Source organism: Pseudocnuella soli, assembly GCF_004347775.1.
GTDB classification, from domain to species: Bacteria; Bacteroidota; Bacteroidia; order Chitinophagales; family Chitinophagaceae; genus Flavisolibacter; species Flavisolibacter aquaticus.
Window position 1 is genome coordinate 3,946,638 of record NZ_CP037755.1, and the last position, 22,095, is coordinate 3,968,732.

Consider the following 22,095-nt stretch of genomic DNA (forward strand, 5'->3'; position numbering starts at 1 on the left):
GTTGTATATGAAACCACTAGTTGTTTTGTGCCTGTTGCTGGCCTCGTTTTTTGCAAATGCCCAGGAAGGGGAAAAGCAGGCGCCCTACCTGCGCTTTCCAACCGTGCCGCCGCTGCAGTTGCTGCTGGCCGATAGCGCTGCCAAATACACCAAGGCCGACCTCCCCAATAAAAAGCCCGTGCTGCTCATGATTTTCAGCCCCGAGTGCAGCCACTGCCAGCACACCGCCGAAGAGCTGGTGCAGAACAAGGACAAATGGAAGGACATACATATTGTAATGTCTACCATGCACCCGCTGTGGCAAATGAACCAGTTTGTGGAAACCTACAAGCTTTCGGGTTATCCCAACCTGGTGGTGGGCCGCGATTTTAGCTATATACTTCCCTCGTTTTACGGCGTGCACAGCCTGCCCTACCTGGCATTTTACAACAAAAAAGGAAGCCTGATCACCGGCTTTGAGGGCTCGATGCCGCTGGAAAAAATACTGGCGACTTTTAAATAGTAATACGGGGATCGGAAAAACGCGACGCGGAAGATTCAATGAACAGCAATTGCAAATGAAGCCGCCGCTAAAAACTTTTCCTTTTTCATTTTGTTGCTCCTGTGCTCTACATTTTCAATTTACCTTTAACCCCACAAAAAAACATCGCTCATGAAAGTAACTGTTGTAGGTGCCGGTGCCGTAGGCGCAACCGTAGCCGATAATATTGCACGCAAAGAACTGTGCGAAGAACTGGTACTCCTTGATATTAAAGAAGGAGTAGCTGAAGGCAAGGCCCTCGATATGACACAAACCGCTGCCCTGCTCAACTTTGACACCCGCATTATTGGCAGCACCAACGATTACGCAAAAACCGCCGGCTCTGATGTGGTGGTGATTACTTCGGGCCTGCCCCGCAAACCCGGCATGACCCGCGAAGAACTGATTGGCGTAAATGCCGGCATCGTTCGCGGTGTGGCGCAAAATATCCTGGAACATTCTCCTGAAGCTATTTTCATCATCGTGTCCAACCCAATGGATACCATGACCTACCTGACCCTGCAAGCTACGGGCCTTCCTAAAGAGCGCATCATTGGCATGGGCGGCGCACTGGATAGTGCCCGTTTTAAATGCTACCTTGCACTGGAGCTGGGCTGCTCTCCTGCCGACCTGAATGCAGTGGTAGTGGGCGGTCACGGCGACACCACCATGATCCCGCTGATTCGCCAGGCTACTTGGAACAGCGTGCCGGTTACCAACTTCCTGAGCGAAGAAAAGCAAAAGGAAATTGTACAAAATACAATGGTGGGCGGTGCTACCCTTACCAAGCTGCTGGGCACATCGGCATGGTATGCACCGGGTGCAGCCGGAGCGGCAATGGTAGAAGCCATTGTACGCGACGAAAAGAAACTGATTACCTGCAGTGTGAAACTGGAAGGCGAATACGGTCAGAACGATATTTGCCTGGGCGTGCCGGTTATTTTAGGTAAAAAGGGCTGGGAAAAAATCCTCGACTTCCAGCTTAACGCGGACGAACAAGCGCTTTTTGCAAAAAGCGCCGATGCTGTACGCAGCATGAACAATGTGTTGCAAACCGTTTAAAAACGAACGTCGAAATAAAAAAAGCGAAGCCTTGTGCTTCGCTTTTTTTATTTATTGCTTGCGCTGGTATTTTAAGGAAACGAGTCCCGAATCGTAGGCTTTGCATTCAATCAGTTCCAATTGCGTTCGGCCATTGCCCTGTGGAAACAGCAGCTTGCCGCTGCCCAATAAAATGGGATGAACGCTCAACCAAAACACATCTACCAAACCCTGCTCCAAGAAGGCTGCAGCCAGTTCGGCTCCACCAAACAGCCAGATGTCTTTTCCCGGTTCATTACGTATGCTTGCTACAAATGTTTTGGGATCAATGCTCACCAGTGTTGCTTCGGGTGGCGCAGTTTGCAATGTTTTGGAAAACACGTAGTTCTTCATTTTTGGAAACTGGTCGAGCCCGCCTTCCATGCTGGTCACCAGTTCGTACGATTTTCGGCCATAGATCACCGTGTCCACTTCTTCGAAAAACTGCTTCATGCCGTAATCCTGGTCTGTAAAACACCAGTCGTACTCGCCGTTGGAGCCTTCAATAAATCCGTCCAGCGTAACCGCCAGGTTTAAAATAATCTTGCGCATGGATGTTCGTTATTTTGGTTGAAAAGGAAATAGAAATGTAACAAAAAGCAAGCTTCAAACGGCAACTACGATTATTTGCCTTTTTGCTTTCACACTAGTATATTACTAATTTAATTACGCCTGCAACACCATCGTCGCTTTGGATGCGCAGCAGGTACAAACCGGCATTATAACGAGCAGCGACAACCGTAAGTTGGTTTTGCAGTGTCCATCTGGCAATCATTTTCCCTTGCAGGTCGTACATCTCGGCAGTGTATTTCCCGGGCAGTTCGGTAACCAGTGTAAAACTGCCGTTGCGGCTAACCGGGTTGGGATAAGCCATAACGGGAAGCGGCACAAACTGGTACACATCCACTTCTTCGCTGTATGCCGTTGCGCCATTTTGCAACACCAATTCCAGCCGGTAACGATTGATGCCGGACAAGAGCGAACTGTCGGTAAAACTGATGTTCACATCCATGGCAGGAACTGTTTGAATGGTGGCAAAACCCGCCCCTGGAACCCATTGCTGCAGCCGGATTTGGGAAAGACCGAAAAGCGTGCCCAGTTGGGCTCGCAGCGCCACCCAGTCCGTGCCTTTTTCCTGTACAAAAAACCCTTTGATATAGCAACCCGTTCCCGACCCGGCAATGCTCAATGCAGCGCTGCGTATTCCGGGTTTGCCCGCAACCAGCGGCGCAATGCTATAAATGCGGGACGAGCCAGCCGCCGGCCGGAGCACCACAAAAGTATCCTGCACGGCTGCCAGTGGCTCCATGTATTGCTGGCCCAACTGGTACAATCGGTATCCGCCGTTGCCGGCGGCTTTCCAGGTAAGCAGCACCGAATCGGCGCACTGAAAGCCAACATTCAATGCTGTAGTGTTGCTCAACACGAACAACTCAGAAGTAAAAACATTACCGTTGTTTGCCGTCATTCGTACCTGCGCAGGCCCTGCATTTCCGGAGGGCAGCCAGTAGTGATAACCCCGTTCGAGATCAACGTCGGCAGCAATGGTTTGCCACGCTCCTCCATCCGACCATTGCAGCGTTCCATTTCCCGTTAATGCTGTAAACCACCTAAGTAAAATATTTTCTCCGATCGTAGCGGGTTCATTCGGTGCGGGGTAGGTAAATAAAAAAGCGGCAGCCGTATCAAGTTGCCATGCAATGGCTACGGTCTGTGTTGCGGTTTTAATTTTACCACCATCCAACACCAACTGGTAAACACCGGCGGCAGGAAAGGCAATGCTGATTTGCTCCGTATTATTGACTGAATCAATGCCCCGAACTGCAGGAAGGTTAAGCGAATCGCGATGGGCGGACAAAACCCAGGGCAGCCATTGTCCACCATTGCCGGTGACCATTGCATTTACATCATTGATCAACGCGGTTGTTGTATCCACGCCGGCTGCAGTGTCGGTCCAGCTAATGGTGACTTTGATGGAACCTGTTTGCTCCGGAACAACTATAGGAATGGCGATTTGCCCGCCCTTGGAAAGGGTAACGGTACTGCATCGTGCTTCATTCACGGTTTTGATGGCTGCCCAACCATCCAGGCTACCCCAACCGGATTGGTGATTAACACCCGCTTGACCTGAAACTGCACTGTTGATGAGCACCGCTTTCACCAACGCAGCAGTGGGCAATTGGCCGAACTTTTCCCGGTATGCCTGCTGCGCCAAGGCCGCGGTGCCCGATACCAATGCCGCAGCACCCGAGCTGCCGTCTTCACCAAACGCTACAATCTCTGGTTTGATGCGGCCATCAAATGAAGGCCCTCTTGAACTAAGCGTGTGCACCTTTCCAAACGAATCAACAGCGCCAACGGTGAGTACATTTTTGGCGTATTTAAAATTGCCGGTGAGGTTGCCCCGGCCGGCCAGGCCTGCATACGGCCCAGTGCCCGCTGCTGTCCCTGAATTGCCGGAAGAAAATACATGCAACAACGTTGGGTTGTTCCAAACCTGCACATCGTAAGCCATTGCTTCAAGCCCATAGCGGTTTTCCACAATCGTACCGTACGAGTGGTTTTGCACTGAGATGCCCTGCTGCGCAAAAAGCGAATCTGCATCGGGTAGCAGGTTGAAAAAAGAAGAAGAATGAAGCCGTCCGGCAGGTGCCGCACCAGTTGCCTGCGGCGATGAATTGCCGGCGCCAGCGGCAATGGTAGCCATCAGTGCCGCATGGGTCGTATTCGATGGCGCTTCTATTCCGGTTAAAAAATAACGGTTGCGGTAGTCAATATCGGTAGTGTCGAAGGCCTGCTCTTTAATGGAAAGCCGGATGCCCTGGCCACGGATGCCGGGAAATTGTTGGTGCGCAAAAATTAGGCGGTTCAGGGTAAGGTCCATGCTGCCGGTTGTAACTTCCTCTTTTGGCGCATGGGCCAAGTCGATGTATTGCGCACCCTGCTCCTGTTGTAGCGCCGCGGCTTGTTGCGCTGCCACCCGAACCAGCTGCAGCCCGGCTGGCGCATACGACTGCAGCAACCGGTGTGGCGTTGCCAGCATTTTGCCGGCAGGCATGCGTACCACCAGCGTGATGCTGTCCCCGTTGCCGCCTATTTTTTGCCCACCAATCCGCGCTGCTACACCTGCGGAAAGCACGGGCTGTGCGTACAAACCGGTACCACAAAACACAACGCACAGCAGCCCAAACATTTTGCGGATCATGTTGAGCAATTTAGTGCAATAAGGCAGCGTAAAACCACTCGATTTTTTTCGTAATCATACCCGGCGGCCGTTTAGCGCCGATGCCGGCGCACATTATTTCAGGATCAAATAAATTTTGATGTGTTAAAGAATTGTAAATTGAATTTCACCTTTAGAAAACAAAAAACGAAAAACACATGAAGAAAATGCTTTGCTCCGCCTCAGCAATCCTGATGCTGATGGCCGCGGTTTCATCCTGCACGAAAGAAACCAAATCCGTAGCCGAAACCGTTTCTGAAAAAGACCTCGCAAAAATCGAAAAGCTCGGGTTCAGCACCGAAAACATTAAAAAGGTAGGGAACGATTACCTGGTGGAGGGCGACATCATGCTGAGCGCATCCGACCTGGATAAATCGCCCCAATCGCCCAACATGATTGTGGCCCAGGAAGAGCAATACCGAACCTTTAACGTGGTAAGCGCTACTAAATATCCAACCATCAAAGTTGCCTTGAACAATTCATCTGCAAACCATGAGGCCGCATTTTCCGCGGCGCTGGATGAAGTAATCAGGCGGTACAATGCGCAGGGGCTCACCATCAAATTTCAACGGGCAACTACCGGCGCCAACATCAACGTGGTTGCTTTTTACGAAGTAAGCAACACGCTTGGCTCCGCAGGCTTTCCCTCCAGCACCGGCGCTCCATACAACCAGGTGCGTATGAACACTTATCATTACAGTACCAGTACGGGCTCAACCAATGTAAATTACATTGCCACCATCATTGCACATGAAATTGGCCATTGCATTGGTTTCCGTCATACCGATTATGCCAACCGTGCTTATAGCTGTGGCGGCAGGAAATCGAACGAAGGCCAGGCCACAAACGGCGTAGGCGCAGTGCACATTCCGGGCACACCTACCGGCGGCGATCCGAACTCCTGGATGTTGGCTTGTATCGGCGACAATGTAAACCGGCCGTTCAATGCAAACGATATTAAAGCATTGAGTTACGTTTATTAATTTGGCCCATCAATAAAAAAGCCGCTGTTTAGTACAACAGCGGCTTTTTTTATTTCCAAATCTTAAAACAATACCGATTCAGCTTTCCTGCAAAATCAAACGGCGTAGTGGCTTTGGTTATATCTCTTACATCGGCAGACTTTAGTTTATCCACTTCCAATTTAAACTTGGTAAAATTGGTGCTGAAATAAACAACGCCGCCCGGCGCCAGCAGCTGCAGGCAATCGTTGATCAGTAGCGGGTGGTCGCGCTGCACATCCAGGATATCGTCCATTCGTTTGCTGTTGCTAAAGGTGGGCGGGTCCAGCACAACGAGGTCGAAGCTTTCGGGCGGCATCTTTTTCAGCTCCTGCAGCACATCGGCATGCACCACGCGGTGCTGATTGTATTGGGGAAAATTCAGTTGCATGTTGCGTTGCGTCCAGTCGAGGTAGGTTTTGGATAAATCCACCGAAACAACCTCCGATGCGCCGCCCGCTGCCGCATACACCGAAAACGAGCCGGTGTAACAAAACAGGTTGAGCACCCTTTTTCCTTTTGCCTCATCCCGCACCATGCCGCGGGTTATGCGGTGGTCGAGGAACAGGCCGGTGTCAAGGTAATCGGTCAGGTTTATCCAAAACTGCAGGCCGCCTTCGCCCACCGCAAACTCGTTGCGCTGCTCGTCCAGCTTTTGATATTGACCCTGGCGGCCTTCTTTGCGCTGGCGCAGTTTTACATAGATATGCTCCCGCAGAATACCCGTTACTTCCGTCATCACGTCGGCACATTGCTCCAGCCACTCGTCGTGCTCTGCATCGGTAAGGTTATGGCGCCGTTTGTACTCCGACACATACAGCGCACCGCCATAGCGTTCAATCAAAAACGGCGCTTCGGGCAGGTCGTGGTCGTAAATGCGGTAGCATTCCACGCCCTGCCGGCCCGCCTGCTTGCTCAGGTGCCTGTACACTTTCTGCAGCCTGTTATAAAACATCAAAATCTTATCTTCCCGTTGTGCCATTGCTAAAAATATTAGAACTTCGTGGGCTTTTTCGTCCCACCAAAAATACTTTACCCGGCGATGTATGCGATTGTAGATATTGAAACCACCGGCGGTTATGCTGCGGCCAACGGCATCATCGAAATTTCGGTGCAGGTTTTTGATGGCGAGGCGGTGATCGAAACCTATGAAACCCTCATCAACCCGGGACAGGTTATTCCGCGTTATATACAGGCATTTACCGGCATCACCAACGAGATGGTGCAGGATGCACCGCGGTTTGAAGAAGTGGCCCAGCGGGTGTTTACCATTTTGCAGGGTAATATTTTTGTGGCCCACAATGTCAACTTCGACCATTCATTTATCAAAAATCACCTCCAGTTTTTTGGGTATACACTTAATGTAAAAAAGCTGTGCACGGTGCGTTTGGCACGGCAGATCTTTCCCGGCTTTCCGTCGTACAGCTTGGGTAATTTGTGTCATTCACTGGGCATTGAAGTGGCCGACCGGCACCGTGCCGGCGGCGATGCACGGGCCACGGTGCAGCTGTTTAAGCTGATGCTGGCCAACGACACGAGGGGTTTGATCGACGCCAGTTTGCTGCGTCATTCCAAAGAAGCCATGTTGCCGCCCAATGTGCCTAAAGAGCATTTTGCGCAGCTGCCCCACACACCCGGCGTATATTATTTCCACGACCAAAAAGGCAAGGTGATTTATGTGGGCAAAGCCAAGGATCTGCGCAAACGGGTAACGCAACATTTTAGCACCAACAGCGACAGCCGGCAGCGGCAAAACTTTTTGAAAAACACCTACGCCATTTCTTTCCAGGCTACGGCTACCGAGCTGATGGCGGCCATTTTAGAAAGCACCGAAATTAAACGCCTGTGGCCGCCTTTTAATGCTGCGCAAAAAAAGCCTGAGGAGCTGTTCGGCATATTTATGTATGAAGATCAGAACGGCTATATGCGGCTGGCCATTGAAAAAAAACGCAAAAACAGCCATCCCATTTACACATTCCATTACAAAGTGGATGGACACGGTGTACTGCGCAAACTAATGAGCGAATACAACCTGTGTCCGCGCCTTTGTTTTATGCAAACCGATAATGACGGTTGTGTGGGCATTGCAGAAGGATACTGCCACGGCGCCTGTGAAAAAAAGGAACCGCCGGCGGCATACAACCAACGGGTGCTGGATGCCATTGCATCGCTTACCCGCCGCCCCTCCTACCTGTTGATGGATAAGGGGCTGGACGACGAAGAAATTTCCTGCATCATGGTGGTGCAGGGCGAATTTTTCGGCATGGGATATTTGCCTAAAGATGCCGAGCAACTGGAGTTGGAAGCAGTGAAAGAATACATCAAACCGTATAAAGACAACAGTACCATCCGCATGCTGCTCAGCGCCCACATCAGTAAGTTTCCCGACCAGGTGAAATATTTGTGATTGACGATTTTAGATTGACGATTTACGATTTGGGGTTCCTGCAAATGGAAGGATAACTATGGTTATCGGGTTCCCACAATCGTAAATCCGAAATCGTCAATCGTCAATTGCAAAACGTTACTGCCAGGCAAATCCCTCGGCCCTGGGCATTAGCTCAAATACATGATGCACTTGTTCGGGCGGTGTTACGAGTTTGCGTTCGCGGATACCGATCCATGCGCCGTCTACCGTTATGGTGGCACAAACAGTATCGCCAGCCTTCACAACCTGGTGCTGGATGCTCCACCGCGAAAAATCTTCACGGGCACGTACAACCGAAAGTTTAATATTTACTTCATCGCCCATCAATATTTCCCTGCGAAAAGTGCACTCTTCCCGGAACAGGATGGGCCCGATGCCCAGTTTGGCCATGGCGGCTGGTGTTAGCCCGTTGGCATTTAAAAACTCCATGCGGCAGAAGGCGCCCCAGTCGTAGTACACGGAGTGCCGGAGGTGAAAATTGGGGTCCAGGTCGGACCAGCGGATCTGTACCGGGCGAACAAATTCAGTCATTGTTAGCGTTTCGTTTTTAAGCGTTGTATCGGGTCAGCAAAAGGGCAGCGTTTTGTGCTGATGCAGATTGATGTAAACATTGCTGCATCGATTGGCGAAAACAAGGCCTCCAAATATTCACTGCATCAAATTTTTTAACAAAATGCGCCAGCACGGCTGCCCCAGGCTGCAGCGAAATTAGGGGAACCTTTACAAGCGGCTTAGCCGGCAGTCCCTATTTTTGCGGCCTAATTACCTTTTTATGAAGAAAACTTTTGTGGCAGCCTTGCTGCTCACTTCGGCGGCGGCTTTTGCACAAACCAAAAAGCCGGTAACTGCCGTAAAAACCACAGCAGCCAAGCCCGCCGCAAAACCTGCAGCCAAACCCGCGGCAAAGCCGGCATCCCCGGGTGGCCTGAAGTCCATTACCGACTCGGCATCGTATGCTATTGGGGTATCGGTAGCTAATTTTTACCAGCAGCAAGGCATGAACGGCATCAATTCGAAGGCGGTGGCGCAGGCAATTGAAGATGTACTGGGCAAAAAGAAAGTGTTGCTTGATGACCAACAATGCAACACTGTGATGATGCGGGTGATGATGCAGGCGCAGGAAGGAAAAGCAAAAGGCCAGATTGAAGCCGGCCAGAAGTTTTTGGCAGAAAATGGAAAACGCAGCGGCGTGCAAACCACCGCATCCGGACTGCAATACGAGATTTTGAAGGCAGGCACCGGCGAAAAGCCAACTGCAGAAGATACCGTAACCGTGAACTATGTGGGCACACTGATCGACGGGCAGGAATTTGACAATTCGTACAAACGCGGCCAGCCGATTTCGTTTCCGCTCAGTGGTGTGATCCGCGGCTGGACCGAAGGGGTTCAATTGATGCCCGTTGGCTCCAAGTTCAAGTTTTACATTCCTTATGAACTGGGTTATGGCACCAACGAAGCGGGTTCCATTCCTGCTGGCTCCACCCTTGTTTTTGAAGTGGAACTACTGGAGATCAAGAAAAAGTCTTAGTTCGATTTTGTAAATAATATAAATAAAAAATGGCGGCCAGTTGGCCGCCATTTTTTATTGTGTGCTCCTGCTGATTAAGGAACGATGATCTTCTCTACAACTGTTTCACCAGTCTTGGCATTGATAACCTTGATGGTGTAGAACCCGGTTTTCAGTCCGCTGATGGCGTGGCTGGCGGTAGTGATGTTGCGGTATTGCTGCACCACGCGGCCGCTCAGGTCGCTCACCAGTACTTGTTTGGCAGATTCGCCGTCGGCAAACACCAGGTTTACATGGCCACCTACTGCAGGGTTGGGGTAAATCACCACGCTGCTCTTCGGCGTTTCGCCCATCAGGGAAACAATGTTGCTGTAGGTTGCTTTGCCGTCCAGGTCGACCTGCAACAAACGGTACTGCGATACGCCGGGATGCGTGTTGGCATCTTTAAAGCGGTAAGTCAATGCCTCGGAACTGTTGCCGCCTTCTGCAGCAGAGAATACAAAGGCTACATCTTTCCACTCATTGCCGGTTTTGCGCTGGAGGTAGAAGCCTTTGTTGTTTTGTTCCTGCGCGGTGGTCCAAGTGAGTTCTACTTGTTGTTTGTTGCCTTTATTGCGGGCTGCGGTGAAGGAGGAGAATTTAACGGGAGTAATTGCTTCTGCAATTGGAGCCAAAGTTACCTCACGCAGCAAACAACCTCTTTTGGAATAGTAACGCAAGGTTGCATAATCACCCCTGGTAATATTTACCGTACGCTGAGTTTCTGCAACAGATGCGATGAAATCGTCCATTACAAAATCAGTAGATTCATTAATCACAGCTTCAACTTCATGGCTATATACTTTAACCATTATTGGGAAATCTGCACTAGTGATATTGTTTGATACCGAAAGCAGGTCGAAGTTGACATAACCACTTGATGAAACGTTTGATGGCACTGTATTTTTCTCAAATACTTGTGCGTCAGTTATCGACTGAGAAACACCACTAGCCGATACAGTCGCCACTTTATAAAAACAAGCGGTTGGAGATTGGTACACTACAAACATCAGTTTGCCTTTATGTGCTTCATCAATAAAGAAAGTCTTCGGAGCGCCTGATAAATTGGTAATGCTTTCCTCCTCTACATCTTTTGCATCTTCGCCGATTTCCAATGTACCGTTGCTATTAAGGTCATAATACAATGTGACATTAATAGGCTGTGCATATGTAGGATAGATAGCGGCATCACCAGATATCCCAGTTACGCTAACGTCTAATTGTTTACTGCAATAATTCGCTTCCGTAGTTGTGTACGTACCAGTTACCGGTGTTGGCCGTAATGGAGCAGGCATAAAGCAGTTGTAGGCAGATTTAAACACCAGCAACACTTGCCTTTCCGGATTTAAATTTTCGAAACTATAAAGTGTAGATGAAGCAGAAGTAACCGTCCTTGTACCAATAACAGTGTTTTCATTTTCATCCACGACTCCGTTAATGTTTAGATCATAATACAATTCGACAGTTACGGGAAATGAATATTTAAGAGATTCTAAAGTTCCGGTAGGAATTGAAAAATCAACCCGCTGGCCACAATAGCTTTTGGCAACCGGTGAAATCGTACCTCCTGCAATCAACGGCTTTAGGTTTGCGGGCATCAAACACTTTATGGAGGAATTAAATACTAAGATTACATCTTGATTAGGATCAACATTTATGAAACTACCAGTTCCGGTTGTTGCAGATGTAATAACTTTCGAATCGACAATAAAATCTTCATCTCCAGCATCGAGCGATCCACTTCCGTTTAAATCACCTGCATCGATTACACCATTCTTATTGAGGTCAAAATGCAGCTCAACTGTCACAGGGTAAGCGTATTGTGGAAGATTTACATTCCCATTTGTTACAGCGAAATCCACTCTTTGTTTACAATAGCTTGTAGCAGATGCGCTCAGTGAGCCTGTTACAGCGTCTGGTATTGCAAATTTATCAAAGCAACCTAAAGCGGTTTTGTAAACTATTAAATATTGTGACGTTGATGGTATAGCGGCCAGTGAAGAAAATGTATAAACGGTTGTAGTACCACCATTAATAGGGTTTGGATACGTTGTTATATATTCATCAGTTGCATCTAAACTGCCATCTTTATCTTTATCAATGTATAACTGTACCTCCACTGGATAGGCAGTACCAGCAATTGGTGCTGTAATTGTAAAATCAATTCGATTACCGCAAACTAAAATTTGCGAAGTTGTTAAGGAACTTTTTCCAGTAGAAGTAGTTGATCCAGGATTTTCTGTTCCGGGTGTATGGTTATTGGATGCTTTAGCCCAAGTTCCGCATAAACCATCACCTTCCCTTATATAACCATTATCCGTACCGGAGGCAGGTCCAACAAACTCGTTCTTTGTAATTGAAGAAAATGTAAGTGAATAAGTTCCGCAAGCATTTGTAAGGTTCGTTATAGCAGGTAACGTTGTAATTGCTGGTGGCGGAGTTGCTAAGCTATACCCACCAAGAAAGCCATTTACATACACACCATTATTAAATAGAAAAACACCATAGGTTGGTGACCCTTCGTTTGTGAAAAAGATATCCTGTCTTTCTGCAGCCGTGGGTGCACTAGATGCATAAGCTGTCCCGTCATTATTTAAGACATATTTTGTAATTGATCCCCCTAACGCTGCAAGGCCAGGATCGCTCCAGCTGAAATTTAATGGTTGATTAATTTTCCCTTGGACATTCAATGGATTTGAAGCAGCGCCAACATAATAGGATTTCGGATTTATAGTTTGATTAGGTAAGTCTATTACAAACAATGTCTTATTACCATTTTTTGCTTTTTTGTACGAAACCAATGTGTAACAATCTAAGTTAATTGGTGTCGGTAAAATACTGGTATTATATAATTCGAAAAACTCACTATGGTTTTTGTTAGTAGCGGGATCAACATAGATTTCATTTAAAACAACCTGGGCATTTCCCAAGAGTACGGCGCCCATTAGGGCAAGAGAGAGTAAAAGTCTTTTCATTTTGCGACAGTTTTAGTTTAAGTAGTGTATCGATGATGGTGTTAACCCGCATTTGAGGTTGTTCGCAAAGGAGTAGGAAAAGATGGCTATTGTATAGGATGGCTTGGAACAATAATGTGCATGGCGCACAAGGCAGTCAGCTAGGATCTGGATCTATTGATTGACCTAAATAGTAAAAGAAGATTGTTTAACTGAGGACTTTGGGGGTACGGCTTTTGTACAGAGGAATGATGGAGTAGAATAGATGATCCAAAGTAATACTCCTTTTCCACATATGCAAGAGCCTGTTCATTTATTTTATTTACACCCAGACCGCATAATTGGAGCATACACTTAAACGCAGTTTCTGTTTTCCGGTGTCTTTATTTACCATAACATAGCATTGGCGCGGGTTTCAGCCGATGCTGCAAGCACGATGATACATCATTGCAACAACAAGCACCTGAGGCCGCTGGTGATCGAAAAGGATTCAATCCTAGCTGTTATTGCGTATGGTAATTGTGGTGGAGGGAGTTTTCGGGAGGTAATGGATGGCATTGTAATTCGCACCGAATGTAAGGCCTTTTTACAATCCGGCACAAAAATGTTTTATTTTTTTACCATATAAAGAAAAAGGCGGTCTGAAGACCGCCTTTGAAGTTGAATAACCAACCTTAAACTATCGCTTCTTTACAACCACTTTCTCCACGGTGACAGCACCAGTTTTGCGGTCGATTATTTTTACGGTGTAAAACCCACCGGCAAGTCCGTCAATGGTGAGCAGTGTGCCCGATACCTCGCGGTATTGTTTTACCATACGGCCGCTGAGGTCGCTTACTAACACTTCGCGGGTTCCGGCCTCGGAGAACAACAGGTTGATCTGGCCGCTTTCCGAAGGGTTAGGATAAATAAGCAACGTACCCACATGGCCAATACCCCGCACTGATTTCACATCGCTGTAAGCAAGTGTGCCATCAAGGTCTTCCTGCTGCAAGCGGTATTGCGACACAGCCTGGAAGGTATTGTTATCGGCATATTGGTAGCGGATGGGCGAGTTGCTGTTGCCATTAGGCGCTTTTGAAGGGATGTAAGCAATGGTTTCCCAGCTGTTGCCCACTTTGCGCTGGATCTGGAAGCCGGCATTGTTCTGCTCCATCGCTGTTTCCCAGCTCAGGTTGATCTGCTGCTTTTTCTGGTTGTCGCGCTGAACGTTGAATGTTTTGAACTTAACGGGCAACGTTGCTTCGTCGCATCCTTCCAAAGGAAAACCTTGAACTGTAATGATATCAACTGCACCATTAGCAAGTGGAGTGTACAAAGTAGCTTCAACAAACAGTAAGCTGCCTTTCAAATCCGCCACAGGGCGGAGTTTCGTTGTTACGGCACCTTGGCCAGGAACTAAGATACCAACATTGTCATACAAGCCATCCCCATCATTGTCAAATTCGTTGACCTGCTTATCTGCTGCATCTTTTACTTGGTTGTTGTTGACATCACGGTATACTTTATAGTCAACAAAAAACGGCCGACAGTTACCGGTGTTGTTCAATGTAATAGTGTAGGCTCGTGGGGTAACTTGGCAGTTGATAAACCCGGTAATGATGGGCAATGTTGTCGCATCGCAATTGGCAAGCGAAACATTTTTGCTGGCACAAAGTACTTTTTCGTTTTTAACCCCTCCTGACCAAATATCAGCGACAAATTGATCGCTGCTGAGACCGCTACAAGCGCCAGCTACAGTGAGTTTCAGGCCTCTGACATTAAAGTAAAAATAGTCGCCAAAAAAGTTCTCAAGCCCACCTGCATTGTTTGGCGTTTCAGCATATATCAGCTGCAGATCCTTTGTAACAACTGGAACAGTTTTGTCACTATAAACGCTGGAAATCTTCCACCCCTTTTGCGGCGCCTGGCCTGGGTCTCTTTCCAGTACAACGGTTGCTAAAACATTTCCCAGTTGTTGTTTAGTGGGCGCAGGACCATTTTCATTGTAAACAACGGTAGGATATGCGTTGCGATTGTAAATGTGTGCCGTTACAAAACGTACGTTTTTACGATCAATTACTGCTGTAAAATAAAGGTTTACTTCAGCGGTACAAGTGTTGCCGGTACTGGTGGGCGTGCCTACAACTTCAACGCTAACACCCGACACGCCACAGGCAGTTGCAGGTTTATTGTTACCGTTGTTACCATTGCCGTTTCCGTTGCCATTATTGCCGTTACCATTACCGTTGCCATTACCATTGCCCTGGGCAGTAGCAAGCATAGCGGTGAAGACGGCAAGTACCGTCAAAAAAGAGCGTAGACTTTTTTTCATACACGATAGTTTAAATGTGCGATTGGTATAGAAAGAAAAATGAAACGAACCCTTGTGTGGTTAGTGCTAGGAAGGAGTTGTTAGTTGGCGATTACAAGGGATATAGGGCACATTACCGGTTGGCCGGTATTGAAAAAACTATCAGGACGCAAAGCGGGAGCTTTGATCGTGATGAAGGTTATGTGAATAAGGGATTAATCGAGGCTTTCAGGGGATAGTGAGTGGGAATTGATGAGGTAAAAGTAGTGCCTTTTTTCAAATGACAAAATATTTTTTATAAAAAAAACAGGGAACACAATTGTGTTCCCTGTTTCATGTATTAAAGCTAAGTACTAACGTTACTGTACAACCAGTTTCGCCACTTCTACTGTACTGGTCTTTTTATCTACCACACGGATGGTGTAGAATCCACCAGCCAGTCCTTCGATGGTGAGGGTGTTATCGGCCACTTCGCGGTATTGTTTTACAATGCGGCCGCTCATGTCAGCAATCATCACGTCGCGGGTGGTTTGCACATCGGCAAACAGCACACTTGCCTTGCCACCTACCGCGGGGTTGGGATACACTACCAGTCCGCTTTGCAGCCCTACCCCACGTACCGATTTAATTGCGCTGTAAGCACCACGGCCATCGATGTCTTCCTGCAACAGGCGATACTGGGAAATGCCGGCTGCATTGTTGTTGTCTACAAAGCTGTAGCGCAGTGCATCAGTGCTGTTGCCGCCTTCCGCTGCAGAGAATACAAAGGCAACTGTTTCCCATCCGCCGGTTACTTTGCGTTGTACATGGAAGCCTTTGTTGTTTTGTTCCATCGCAGTTTCCCATGAAAGTTCTACTTGCTGGCGGTTGGTATTTTTGCGGTTTGCATTGAACGATTTAAAGGTTACTGGCAGAGGACCTTCTGCACACTCTCTGAATATGGTTTCGTTACCCAACAGCTCTTCGCGAACTCCGGATGGATCGGCCGTGAAAGTTCGGATATTGGCAATAATTAAATTTGCGTTTAAAGCATTCGATGATAAATCCCTTGCCGGTTTGGTTTGCACTTGACCCGGGAAAATGATAAAGTAATCAACCTGAGGACCACCGCCAACTTCTGGCTCACCAGGATCCACTACCCCATTGTCGTTCAGGTCGGCATATACATCATATGAAATATAATAGGGGAAACAGCCGCCCGAATTATTTGCCGTGATGGTATATCTATTGGGTGTGGTACAAATAATTTCTCCACTCAATGATGGATCATAATTCTGCTGCGGCGTTTGACAAGTGAACACGACAAGGCCAGTATTGGTGCACTGCATATTTTGATTCTGGGCAGCATTTGTTCCGGTAACATCTGCAATTAGTCCGAGGTTATTGCAAGGAGTCGTTGTTGTGAACACAACATTGCTGATAATAAAATATGTGAACCCGGAGAAATTCTCTAAGCCTGGCGGAATAGGCTCATTCTCTCGAACACGATAAACAGTTAATGTGGCGTTACCAATATTGAAAGCCGCATTGTTCTCGTTCCTATTATAGTACCGGCTTAGTTGCCAATTACGAACATTTCCCTGGCCTTTATCTTCAATGACAAAATTGCGGAGGGCAGCGTTAAGCGCTGATGTAGGCAGCGGGTTGTCAAAATTTAAATTCGCAGGCCGATTAGCTTGCTGCCACAAATGGACATTAAAAAACTTTTGTCCATTGTTTCGTTCTTTAGCTACAAAATAAATATTGGCGGTGACCGTACATCCGCCGGAAGCAGTAGCTACACTGTTTGTTACTTGAATACCTACTTGCTCAACTACGCAGGTATTACCGTTGCCGTTGCCGTTATTTCCGTTTCCATTGTTACCGTTTCCATTGCCATTACCTGGCTGTGCCTGAACAAACGAAAAAAAGGAAACAAGCAAAAAGAGAAAAGAAAAGCGTAAAGATGTTTTCATGTTGAAAGTTTGATGTTTTTACAGGTTTAACCGGTTAAATAGGACCATAGGGAGATTACCGCACCGGCGGCCGTGGGGACTTTGCAGGGATATTGGAAACCTGTACCGGAAAAGGCTCCGGTGAAAACATTTGGGGTAACTTTCAAAAGAGTTGGAACGTGGAGTGGTAAAAAGAAAGCAGCGCCTGATGGTAGCGCCCTGGAAAGGAAGCGCAGCTGAGCCATACCCACATTCAAAAAAATGAGGAAAAAAATCCTACACCTTAACGACGGGGTTCTTGGATGGGTGCTTTTTTAATACCGATTGACCTGTATAAAAAAATTATGCCCCGCATATCGCAGGGCATGAAAGGCAAATAATTATATATGATTGGGGTATTCCGGAAACGAACTGGCCTATTGCTCACCAATTTTTTGCTGTGCCAATTTCAGCGCTTTTTGAAACTGTTCCCTGTGGGTCAGTCGGGTATTGTCCAGCACGATGGCATCGTCGGCTTTTCGGAGCGGGCTTACTTCGCGGTGCGAATCAATGTAATCTCTTAGCTCAAGGTTATTTTTTACCTCTTCCAGGGTTACGTTCGGGTTTTTAGCATACAGTTCCTGAAAACGACGCTCTACCCGCACCGCGTTGTCGGCGGTCATAAATATTTTTAGTTCTGCCTCCGGGAAAACCACCGTGCCGATGTCGCGGCCATCCATGATGATGCCTTTGGATTTGCCCATTCGTTGCTGTTGGGCTACGGCAAACTTCCGCACTTCGGCTATCGCAGCTACTTCGCTTACCTTTTCGGCCACCACCAGGTCACGGATCACGTACTCCACATTCTCGCCATTGAGGTGCATTTCCGACTGCTTGTGTGCCGGGCTGTACACAAACTCGAGGCTGATGTTTTCCAGTGCTTCATGCACCGCTTCGTCGTGCGACCAATCGACGTGGTTACGCAAAAAATACAGCGTGATGGCCCGGTACATTGCGCCACTGTCCACGTACACATAGTCCAACGCCGCGGCCAGCTCTTTGGCCAGTGTGCTTTTGCCGCACGATGACCAGCCGTCGATGGTGATGATGATTTTTTTATCCTGTTGCATCGTGGGCAAAATTGCTGACAAATTTATTAACCACAAACGGTGTGGAAAGATTACCGGAAAGCATAAAAAAAGGCTGCCCCAACGGGACAGCCTTAAACTTTATCTATCATCTCTGCTTACGACTCGGCGGTTACCGGACGCTGCAGTTCAAAAGTGATCTTGCCAGCCTCCTTATCCAGCCCGGCGATCAATACATCGCCTTGCTTGATGTTCATGTTGAGGATTTCCTCTGCCAGCGGATCCTCCAGGTATTTCTGGATAGCGCGGTGCAAAGGGCGGGCACCAAACTGACTGTCATAGCCTTTCTCGGCGATAAAGTCTTTGGCCTCGGCGGAAAGTTCCAGCGAGAAGCCCAGGTTATTGAGGCGCTTCATCACACCTTTCATCAGGATGTCGATGATCTCGAAGATGTTTTCCTTGCTCAGCGAGTTGAAGATGATCACATCATCAATCCGGTTCAAGAACTCAGGCGAGAAGGTACGCTTCAGTGCTTTTTCAATCACTGCTTTGTTGTTCTCATCTGCATTCTGAATGCGGGCTTGTGTGGCAAAACCAACACCTTCACCAAAGTCCTTCAGTTGGCGTACGCCAATGTTGGAGGTCATGATGATCATCGTGTTTTTGAAATCCACCTTGCGTCCCAATCCGTCGGTCAACTGGCCATCATCCAACACCTGCAACAGTATGTTGTAGATATCTGGGTGTGCCTTTTCGATCTCATCGAGCAGAATCACGCTGTATGGTTTGCGGCGTACCCTTTCGGTAAGCTGGCCGCCTTCTTCATATCCTACATATCCCGGAGGCGCACCAATCAGGCGGCTTACGGTAAATTTTTCCATGTATTCCGACATGTCGATACGGATCAGCGCATCTTCCGAGTCGAACATATGGCGGGCCAATGCACGGGCCAGCTCGGTTTTACCTACACCCGTAGGGCCGAGGAAGATAAAGGTGCCGATTGGCTTTTTAGGATCTTTCAAACCTACGCGGTTCCGCTGGATGGCTTTTACCACTTTGGTAATGGCCTCGTCCTGCCCTACTACCATGCCCTTCATTTCGTCGGACATTTTGCGGAGCTTTTCGGTTTCGGCTTCCACCATGCGGCGCACCGGAATGCCGGTCATCATTGAAATCACTTCAGCAATTTCTTCTTCACCAATGGGATAGCGCTTGTGCTTGCTTTCTTCCTCCCACTGAGCCTTGGCTTTTTCCAGCTCTTCACCCAGGCGCTTTTCAGTGTCGCGCAGGGCTGCAGCTTCTTCAAACTTCTGGCTTTTTACCACACGGTTTTTCTCCACTTTAATATCCTCGATCTTTTTTTCCAGATCCAGAATATTCTGGGGCACGTTGATGTTTTTCAGGTGCACCCTTGCTCCTACTTCGTCCATCACGTCGATGGCTTTGTCGGGCAGCAGGCGGTCGGTAATGTAGCGGTCGCTCAGCTTCACGCAGGCAAGGATCGCTTCATCATCGTAGTTTACGTTGTGGTAATCTTCGTATTTCGATTTGATGTTGTTTAGGATCTGGATGGTGTCGTCCACGCTTGGCGGATCGATCATCACTTTCTGGAAGCGACGATCCAGCGCACCATCTTTTTCAATGTACATGCGGTACTCGTCCAGCGTGGAGGCGCCAATGCATTGGAGCTCGCCGCGGGCCAGTGCCGGCTTAAAGATGTTGGAGGCATCCAGCGAACCCGATGCGCCGCCGGCTCCCACAATGGTGTGGATCTCGTCGATGAACAGGATCACATCACGGTTTTTCTCCAGCTCGTTCATGATCGCCTTCATGCGTTCTTCAAACTGGCCGCGATACTTGGTGCCGGCAACCAGAGCTGCAAGGTCCAATGAAATAACGCGTTTGTCGAACAGCACCCGGCTTACCTTACGCTGCACAATGCGCAGCGCCAGGCCTTCCACGATGGCGGTTTTACCCACACCGGGCTCACCAATCAAAATGGGGTTGTTCTTTTTACGGCGGGATAAAATTTGCGATACCCGCTCGATTTCTTTTTCGCGGCCCACAATGGGGTCCAGCGTGCCGCTTTCGGCCAGTTTGGTAATATCGCGGCCAAAGTTGTCCAGCACGGGCGTTTTGCTTTTAGCTGCGCCAGCCTGGGAGCGTTTTTGCTGCGAATACTTTTTTTCGTCGTCAAAATCGTTGTCGTCTTCTTCCTGGTATTCGGCTCGGGCGTCGTTCGATTTTACCATGCCTAATTCTTGTCGGAACAGATCGTAATCCACGTCAAACTGATTTAAGATTTGAGTAGCAATGTTTTCTTTGTTCTTTAGAATTGAAAGCATCAGGTGCTCGGTTTCCACGGTGGGGCTCTTTAATGCTTTCGCTTCCAGAACGGTTACGCGTATCACCTTTTCGGCTTGCTTGGTCAGTGGCAGGCTGTTGATGTTGGCAATGTTTTTACCGGTTTTATCTTTTACAGCCAGCTCCACTTCTTTGCGCAATTCGTAAAGGTCTACATTAAAGCTTTTCAAAATTCGCACCGCGGTATTGTCGCCCTCGCGGATCAGGCCCAGAAGCAGGTGCTCGGTGCCAATGAAATCATTACCCAGCCGGAGGGCCTCCTCCCTGCTGAAGGAAATGATCTCTTTTACCTGCGAGGAAAAATTATTATCCATTTGAAGTCCTTATGTTTCGTGTGTAATACAATTATAACGAATAAATTTGACCGGGGGTTTCACAGTATTTGTTAACCTTTTTTCCGCTCTATATGGATGTCAAAACCAGTACCAAAGAAAAATTTCATGCCATTAGTGTTGCTTCTGAACACCTAACTGCTAATATGGCAGCGAGCCTGCACCAGCAACTGCAGCCTTTGCTGCAACAGGATGTGCGGAACGTTGTGCTGAATATGGAACAAGTGGCTGCACTGGATGAAGATGCAGCCGAGATGCTGGTAAAGTTACAACAGCATTTTTACGAACAAAATGCCTCCTTTGTTGTTTGCAGCCTGCAGCCCCAGGTGGAAGAATTTTTAGACAAAACCGACCTGCTGGAACTGATGAATGTAACGCCCACCGAAAGCGAAGCATGGGATATTGTGCAAATGGAAGAGATTGAACGGGAACTTTTGGGGGACGAAGAAAACCTGTAACCCGTGATGCCGCCTCCTTCCCTGCTGCCTGTACTTTCTGCCATCTGCGGATGGCAGATGCAACCCCGCCACTTTACCCCAATGGCTGGCGGCAGCATCAACGAGGTATATAAGGTATTCCATCAAGGCCATCCCTCTTTTATTGTAAAACTCAATTCTGCTACTAAATTTCCCCAACTCTTTGCCCGGGAAGCCAGCAGCCTGGCTGCGTTGCAACCGCATATAACGACGCCGGAAGTAATTGGACACGGCGAAGCGGCGGGATTGCAATATTTAGTATTGGAGTGGATTGTGCAGGATAAACCCACACCAGCATTTTGGAAAAACTTCGGGGCGGCACTTGCGGCACTACATTCAGTTGATGGACCATCCTTTGGCAATTTCGAAAATAACTACATGGGCTCGGTGCCGCAGGATAATGGCGATGCACCCACATGGACGGCATTTTTTGCGCAGCGCCGCCTGATGCCTTTGGCAGTGAAATGTGCAGATAATGGTTTGTTGGGTAAAAGCGAAACAAACCAAATAGAAAAGTTGTGCAACCGGTTGCCGCAAATCTTTTCGCCTGCTGCACCTACCCTCCTGCATGGCGATCTTTGGAGCGGCAACTTTTTGTGCGGCGCCGGTGGCGTGCCGGTGCTGATCGATCCGGCCGTGTATTATGGCCATCCGTCCGTCGACTTGGGTCTGACCACTTTATTTGGCGGGTTTGATGCCCAATTTTACGAAGCATATCATTACCACAAACAGCTACCGCCAAACTATAAAGATGAATGGGACGTGTGCAACCTCTACCCGCTACTGATTCATTTGTTGCTATTTGGTTCGGGGTATTCGGGCGCCATCAGGCAAACCTTGCAACGATTTGCGGGTATACAGCACCGAATTGTTTAGT

The 22,095-nt window shown here is 48.2% G+C and carries 17 protein-coding genes; 8 read left to right on the forward strand and 9 right to left on the reverse strand.

The window, feature by feature from the left end:
* Positions 1–7 precede the first annotated feature (7 nt).
* A complete protein-coding gene (locus EPD17_RS16190) occupies positions 8–502 on the forward strand; it encodes a TlpA family protein disulfide reductase (RefSeq protein WP_165929636.1) in 495 nt (164 codons plus the stop codon).
* Between the two features lie 150 nt (positions 503–652).
* Positions 653–1,582 (forward strand): malate dehydrogenase, encoded by a 930-nt coding sequence (mdh, locus tag EPD17_RS16195; protein ID WP_132055626.1) that lies wholly within the window; start codon positions 653–655, stop codon positions 1,580–1,582.
* Positions 1,583–1,633: 51 nt separating this feature from the next.
* Here the strand turns inward: mdh and EPD17_RS16200 are convergent, their stop codons facing one another.
* Both EPD17_RS16200 and EPD17_RS16205 read right to left on the reverse strand, forming a co-directional pair.
* A complete protein-coding gene (locus EPD17_RS16200) occupies positions 1,634–2,152 on the reverse strand; it encodes a dihydrofolate reductase family protein (RefSeq protein ID WP_132055627.1) in 519 nt (172 codons plus the stop codon).
* 94 nt (positions 2,153–2,246) lie between these two features.
* On the reverse strand, positions 2,247–4,805 hold the full coding sequence (locus tag EPD17_RS16205) for a S8 family serine peptidase (protein WP_132055628.1): 2,559 nt from the start codon (positions 4,803–4,805) through the stop codon (positions 2,247–2,249).
* 176 nt (positions 4,806–4,981) lie between these two features.
* Here EPD17_RS16205 and EPD17_RS16210 point away from each other — a divergent pair, with 176 nt between their 5' ends.
* Positions 4,982–5,806, forward strand: a complete 825-nt coding sequence (locus EPD17_RS16210) for a M57 family metalloprotease (protein WP_132055629.1) — start codon at positions 4,982–4,984, stop codon at positions 5,804–5,806.
* Between the two features lie 49 nt (positions 5,807–5,855).
* On the opposite strand, the gene EPD17_RS16215 is transcribed toward EPD17_RS16210, so the two are convergent.
* Positions 5,856–6,806, reverse strand: coding sequence for a class I SAM-dependent methyltransferase (locus EPD17_RS16215; RefSeq protein WP_240040647.1), 951 nt, complete (start codon positions 6,804–6,806; stop codon positions 5,856–5,858).
* A gap of 60 nt (positions 6,807–6,866) precedes the next feature.
* Between EPD17_RS16215 and EPD17_RS16220 the strand changes: the two genes are divergently transcribed.
* Complete coding sequence (locus EPD17_RS16220) at positions 6,867–8,231, forward strand: exonuclease domain-containing protein (protein ID WP_114236765.1); 1,365 nt, start codon at positions 6,867–6,869, stop codon at positions 8,229–8,231.
* 117 nt (positions 8,232–8,348) lie between these two features.
* On the opposite strand, the gene EPD17_RS16225 is transcribed toward EPD17_RS16220, so the two are convergent.
* The gene (locus EPD17_RS16225; protein ID WP_132055630.1) at positions 8,349–8,783 is read right to left on the reverse strand and encodes an acyl-CoA thioesterase; all 435 of its coding nucleotides are present in this window, start codon (positions 8,781–8,783) and stop codon (positions 8,349–8,351) included.
* Between the two features lie 241 nt (positions 8,784–9,024).
* Between EPD17_RS16225 and EPD17_RS16230 the strand changes: the two genes are divergently transcribed.
* Entirely contained in the window at positions 9,025–9,780 is a 756-nt protein-coding gene (locus EPD17_RS16230) for an FKBP-type peptidyl-prolyl cis-trans isomerase (protein WP_114236767.1), read from the forward strand.
* A gap of 74 nt (positions 9,781–9,854) precedes the next feature.
* Here EPD17_RS16230 and EPD17_RS16235 read toward each other — a convergent pair whose 3' ends face one another.
* The 3 genes from EPD17_RS16235 to EPD17_RS20020 all read right to left on the reverse strand — a co-directional run bounded on the left by EPD17_RS16235 (position 9,855) and on the right by EPD17_RS20020 (position 16,346).
* Positions 9,855–12,773 (reverse strand): T9SS type A sorting domain-containing protein, encoded by a 2,919-nt coding sequence (locus tag EPD17_RS16235; protein ID WP_132055631.1) that lies wholly within the window; start codon positions 12,771–12,773, stop codon positions 9,855–9,857.
* A gap of 658 nt (positions 12,774–13,431) precedes the next feature.
* Positions 13,432–15,066, reverse strand: coding sequence for a T9SS type A sorting domain-containing protein (locus EPD17_RS16240; protein ID WP_132055632.1), 1,635 nt, complete (start codon positions 15,064–15,066; stop codon positions 13,432–13,434).
* 338 nt (positions 15,067–15,404) lie between these two features.
* A complete protein-coding gene (locus tag EPD17_RS20020; RefSeq protein ID WP_165929637.1) occupies positions 15,405–16,346 on the reverse strand; it encodes a T9SS type A sorting domain-containing protein in 942 nt (313 codons plus the stop codon).
* A 387-nt stretch (positions 16,347–16,733) separates the two neighbouring features.
* Between EPD17_RS20020 and EPD17_RS20025 the strand changes: the two genes are divergently transcribed.
* On the forward strand, positions 16,734–16,988 hold the full coding sequence (locus tag EPD17_RS20025; RefSeq protein WP_165929638.1) for a hypothetical protein: 255 nt from the start codon (positions 16,734–16,736) through the stop codon (positions 16,986–16,988).
* Between the two features lie 407 nt (positions 16,989–17,395).
* Here the strand turns inward: EPD17_RS20025 and cmk are convergent, their stop codons facing one another.
* Entirely contained in the window at positions 17,396–18,088 is a 693-nt protein-coding gene (gene cmk / locus EPD17_RS16250) for a (d)CMP kinase (RefSeq protein ID WP_132055634.1), read from the reverse strand.
* 116 nt (positions 18,089–18,204) lie between these two features.
* The gene (locus tag EPD17_RS16255) at positions 18,205–20,724 is read right to left on the reverse strand and encodes an ATP-dependent Clp protease ATP-binding subunit (RefSeq protein WP_132055635.1); all 2,520 of its coding nucleotides are present in this window, start codon (positions 20,722–20,724) and stop codon (positions 18,205–18,207) included.
* 164 nt (positions 20,725–20,888) lie between these two features.
* Here EPD17_RS16255 and EPD17_RS16260 point away from each other — a divergent pair, with 164 nt between their 5' ends.
* Positions 20,889–21,200 (forward strand): STAS domain-containing protein, encoded by a 312-nt coding sequence (locus EPD17_RS16260; protein ID WP_240040648.1) that lies wholly within the window; start codon positions 20,889–20,891, stop codon positions 21,198–21,200.
* 6 nt (positions 21,201–21,206) lie between these two features.
* Positions 21,207–22,094, forward strand: coding sequence for a fructosamine kinase family protein (locus tag EPD17_RS16265; RefSeq protein ID WP_132055637.1), 888 nt, complete (start codon positions 21,207–21,209; stop codon positions 22,092–22,094).
* Position 22,095: the final 1 nt, after the last annotated feature.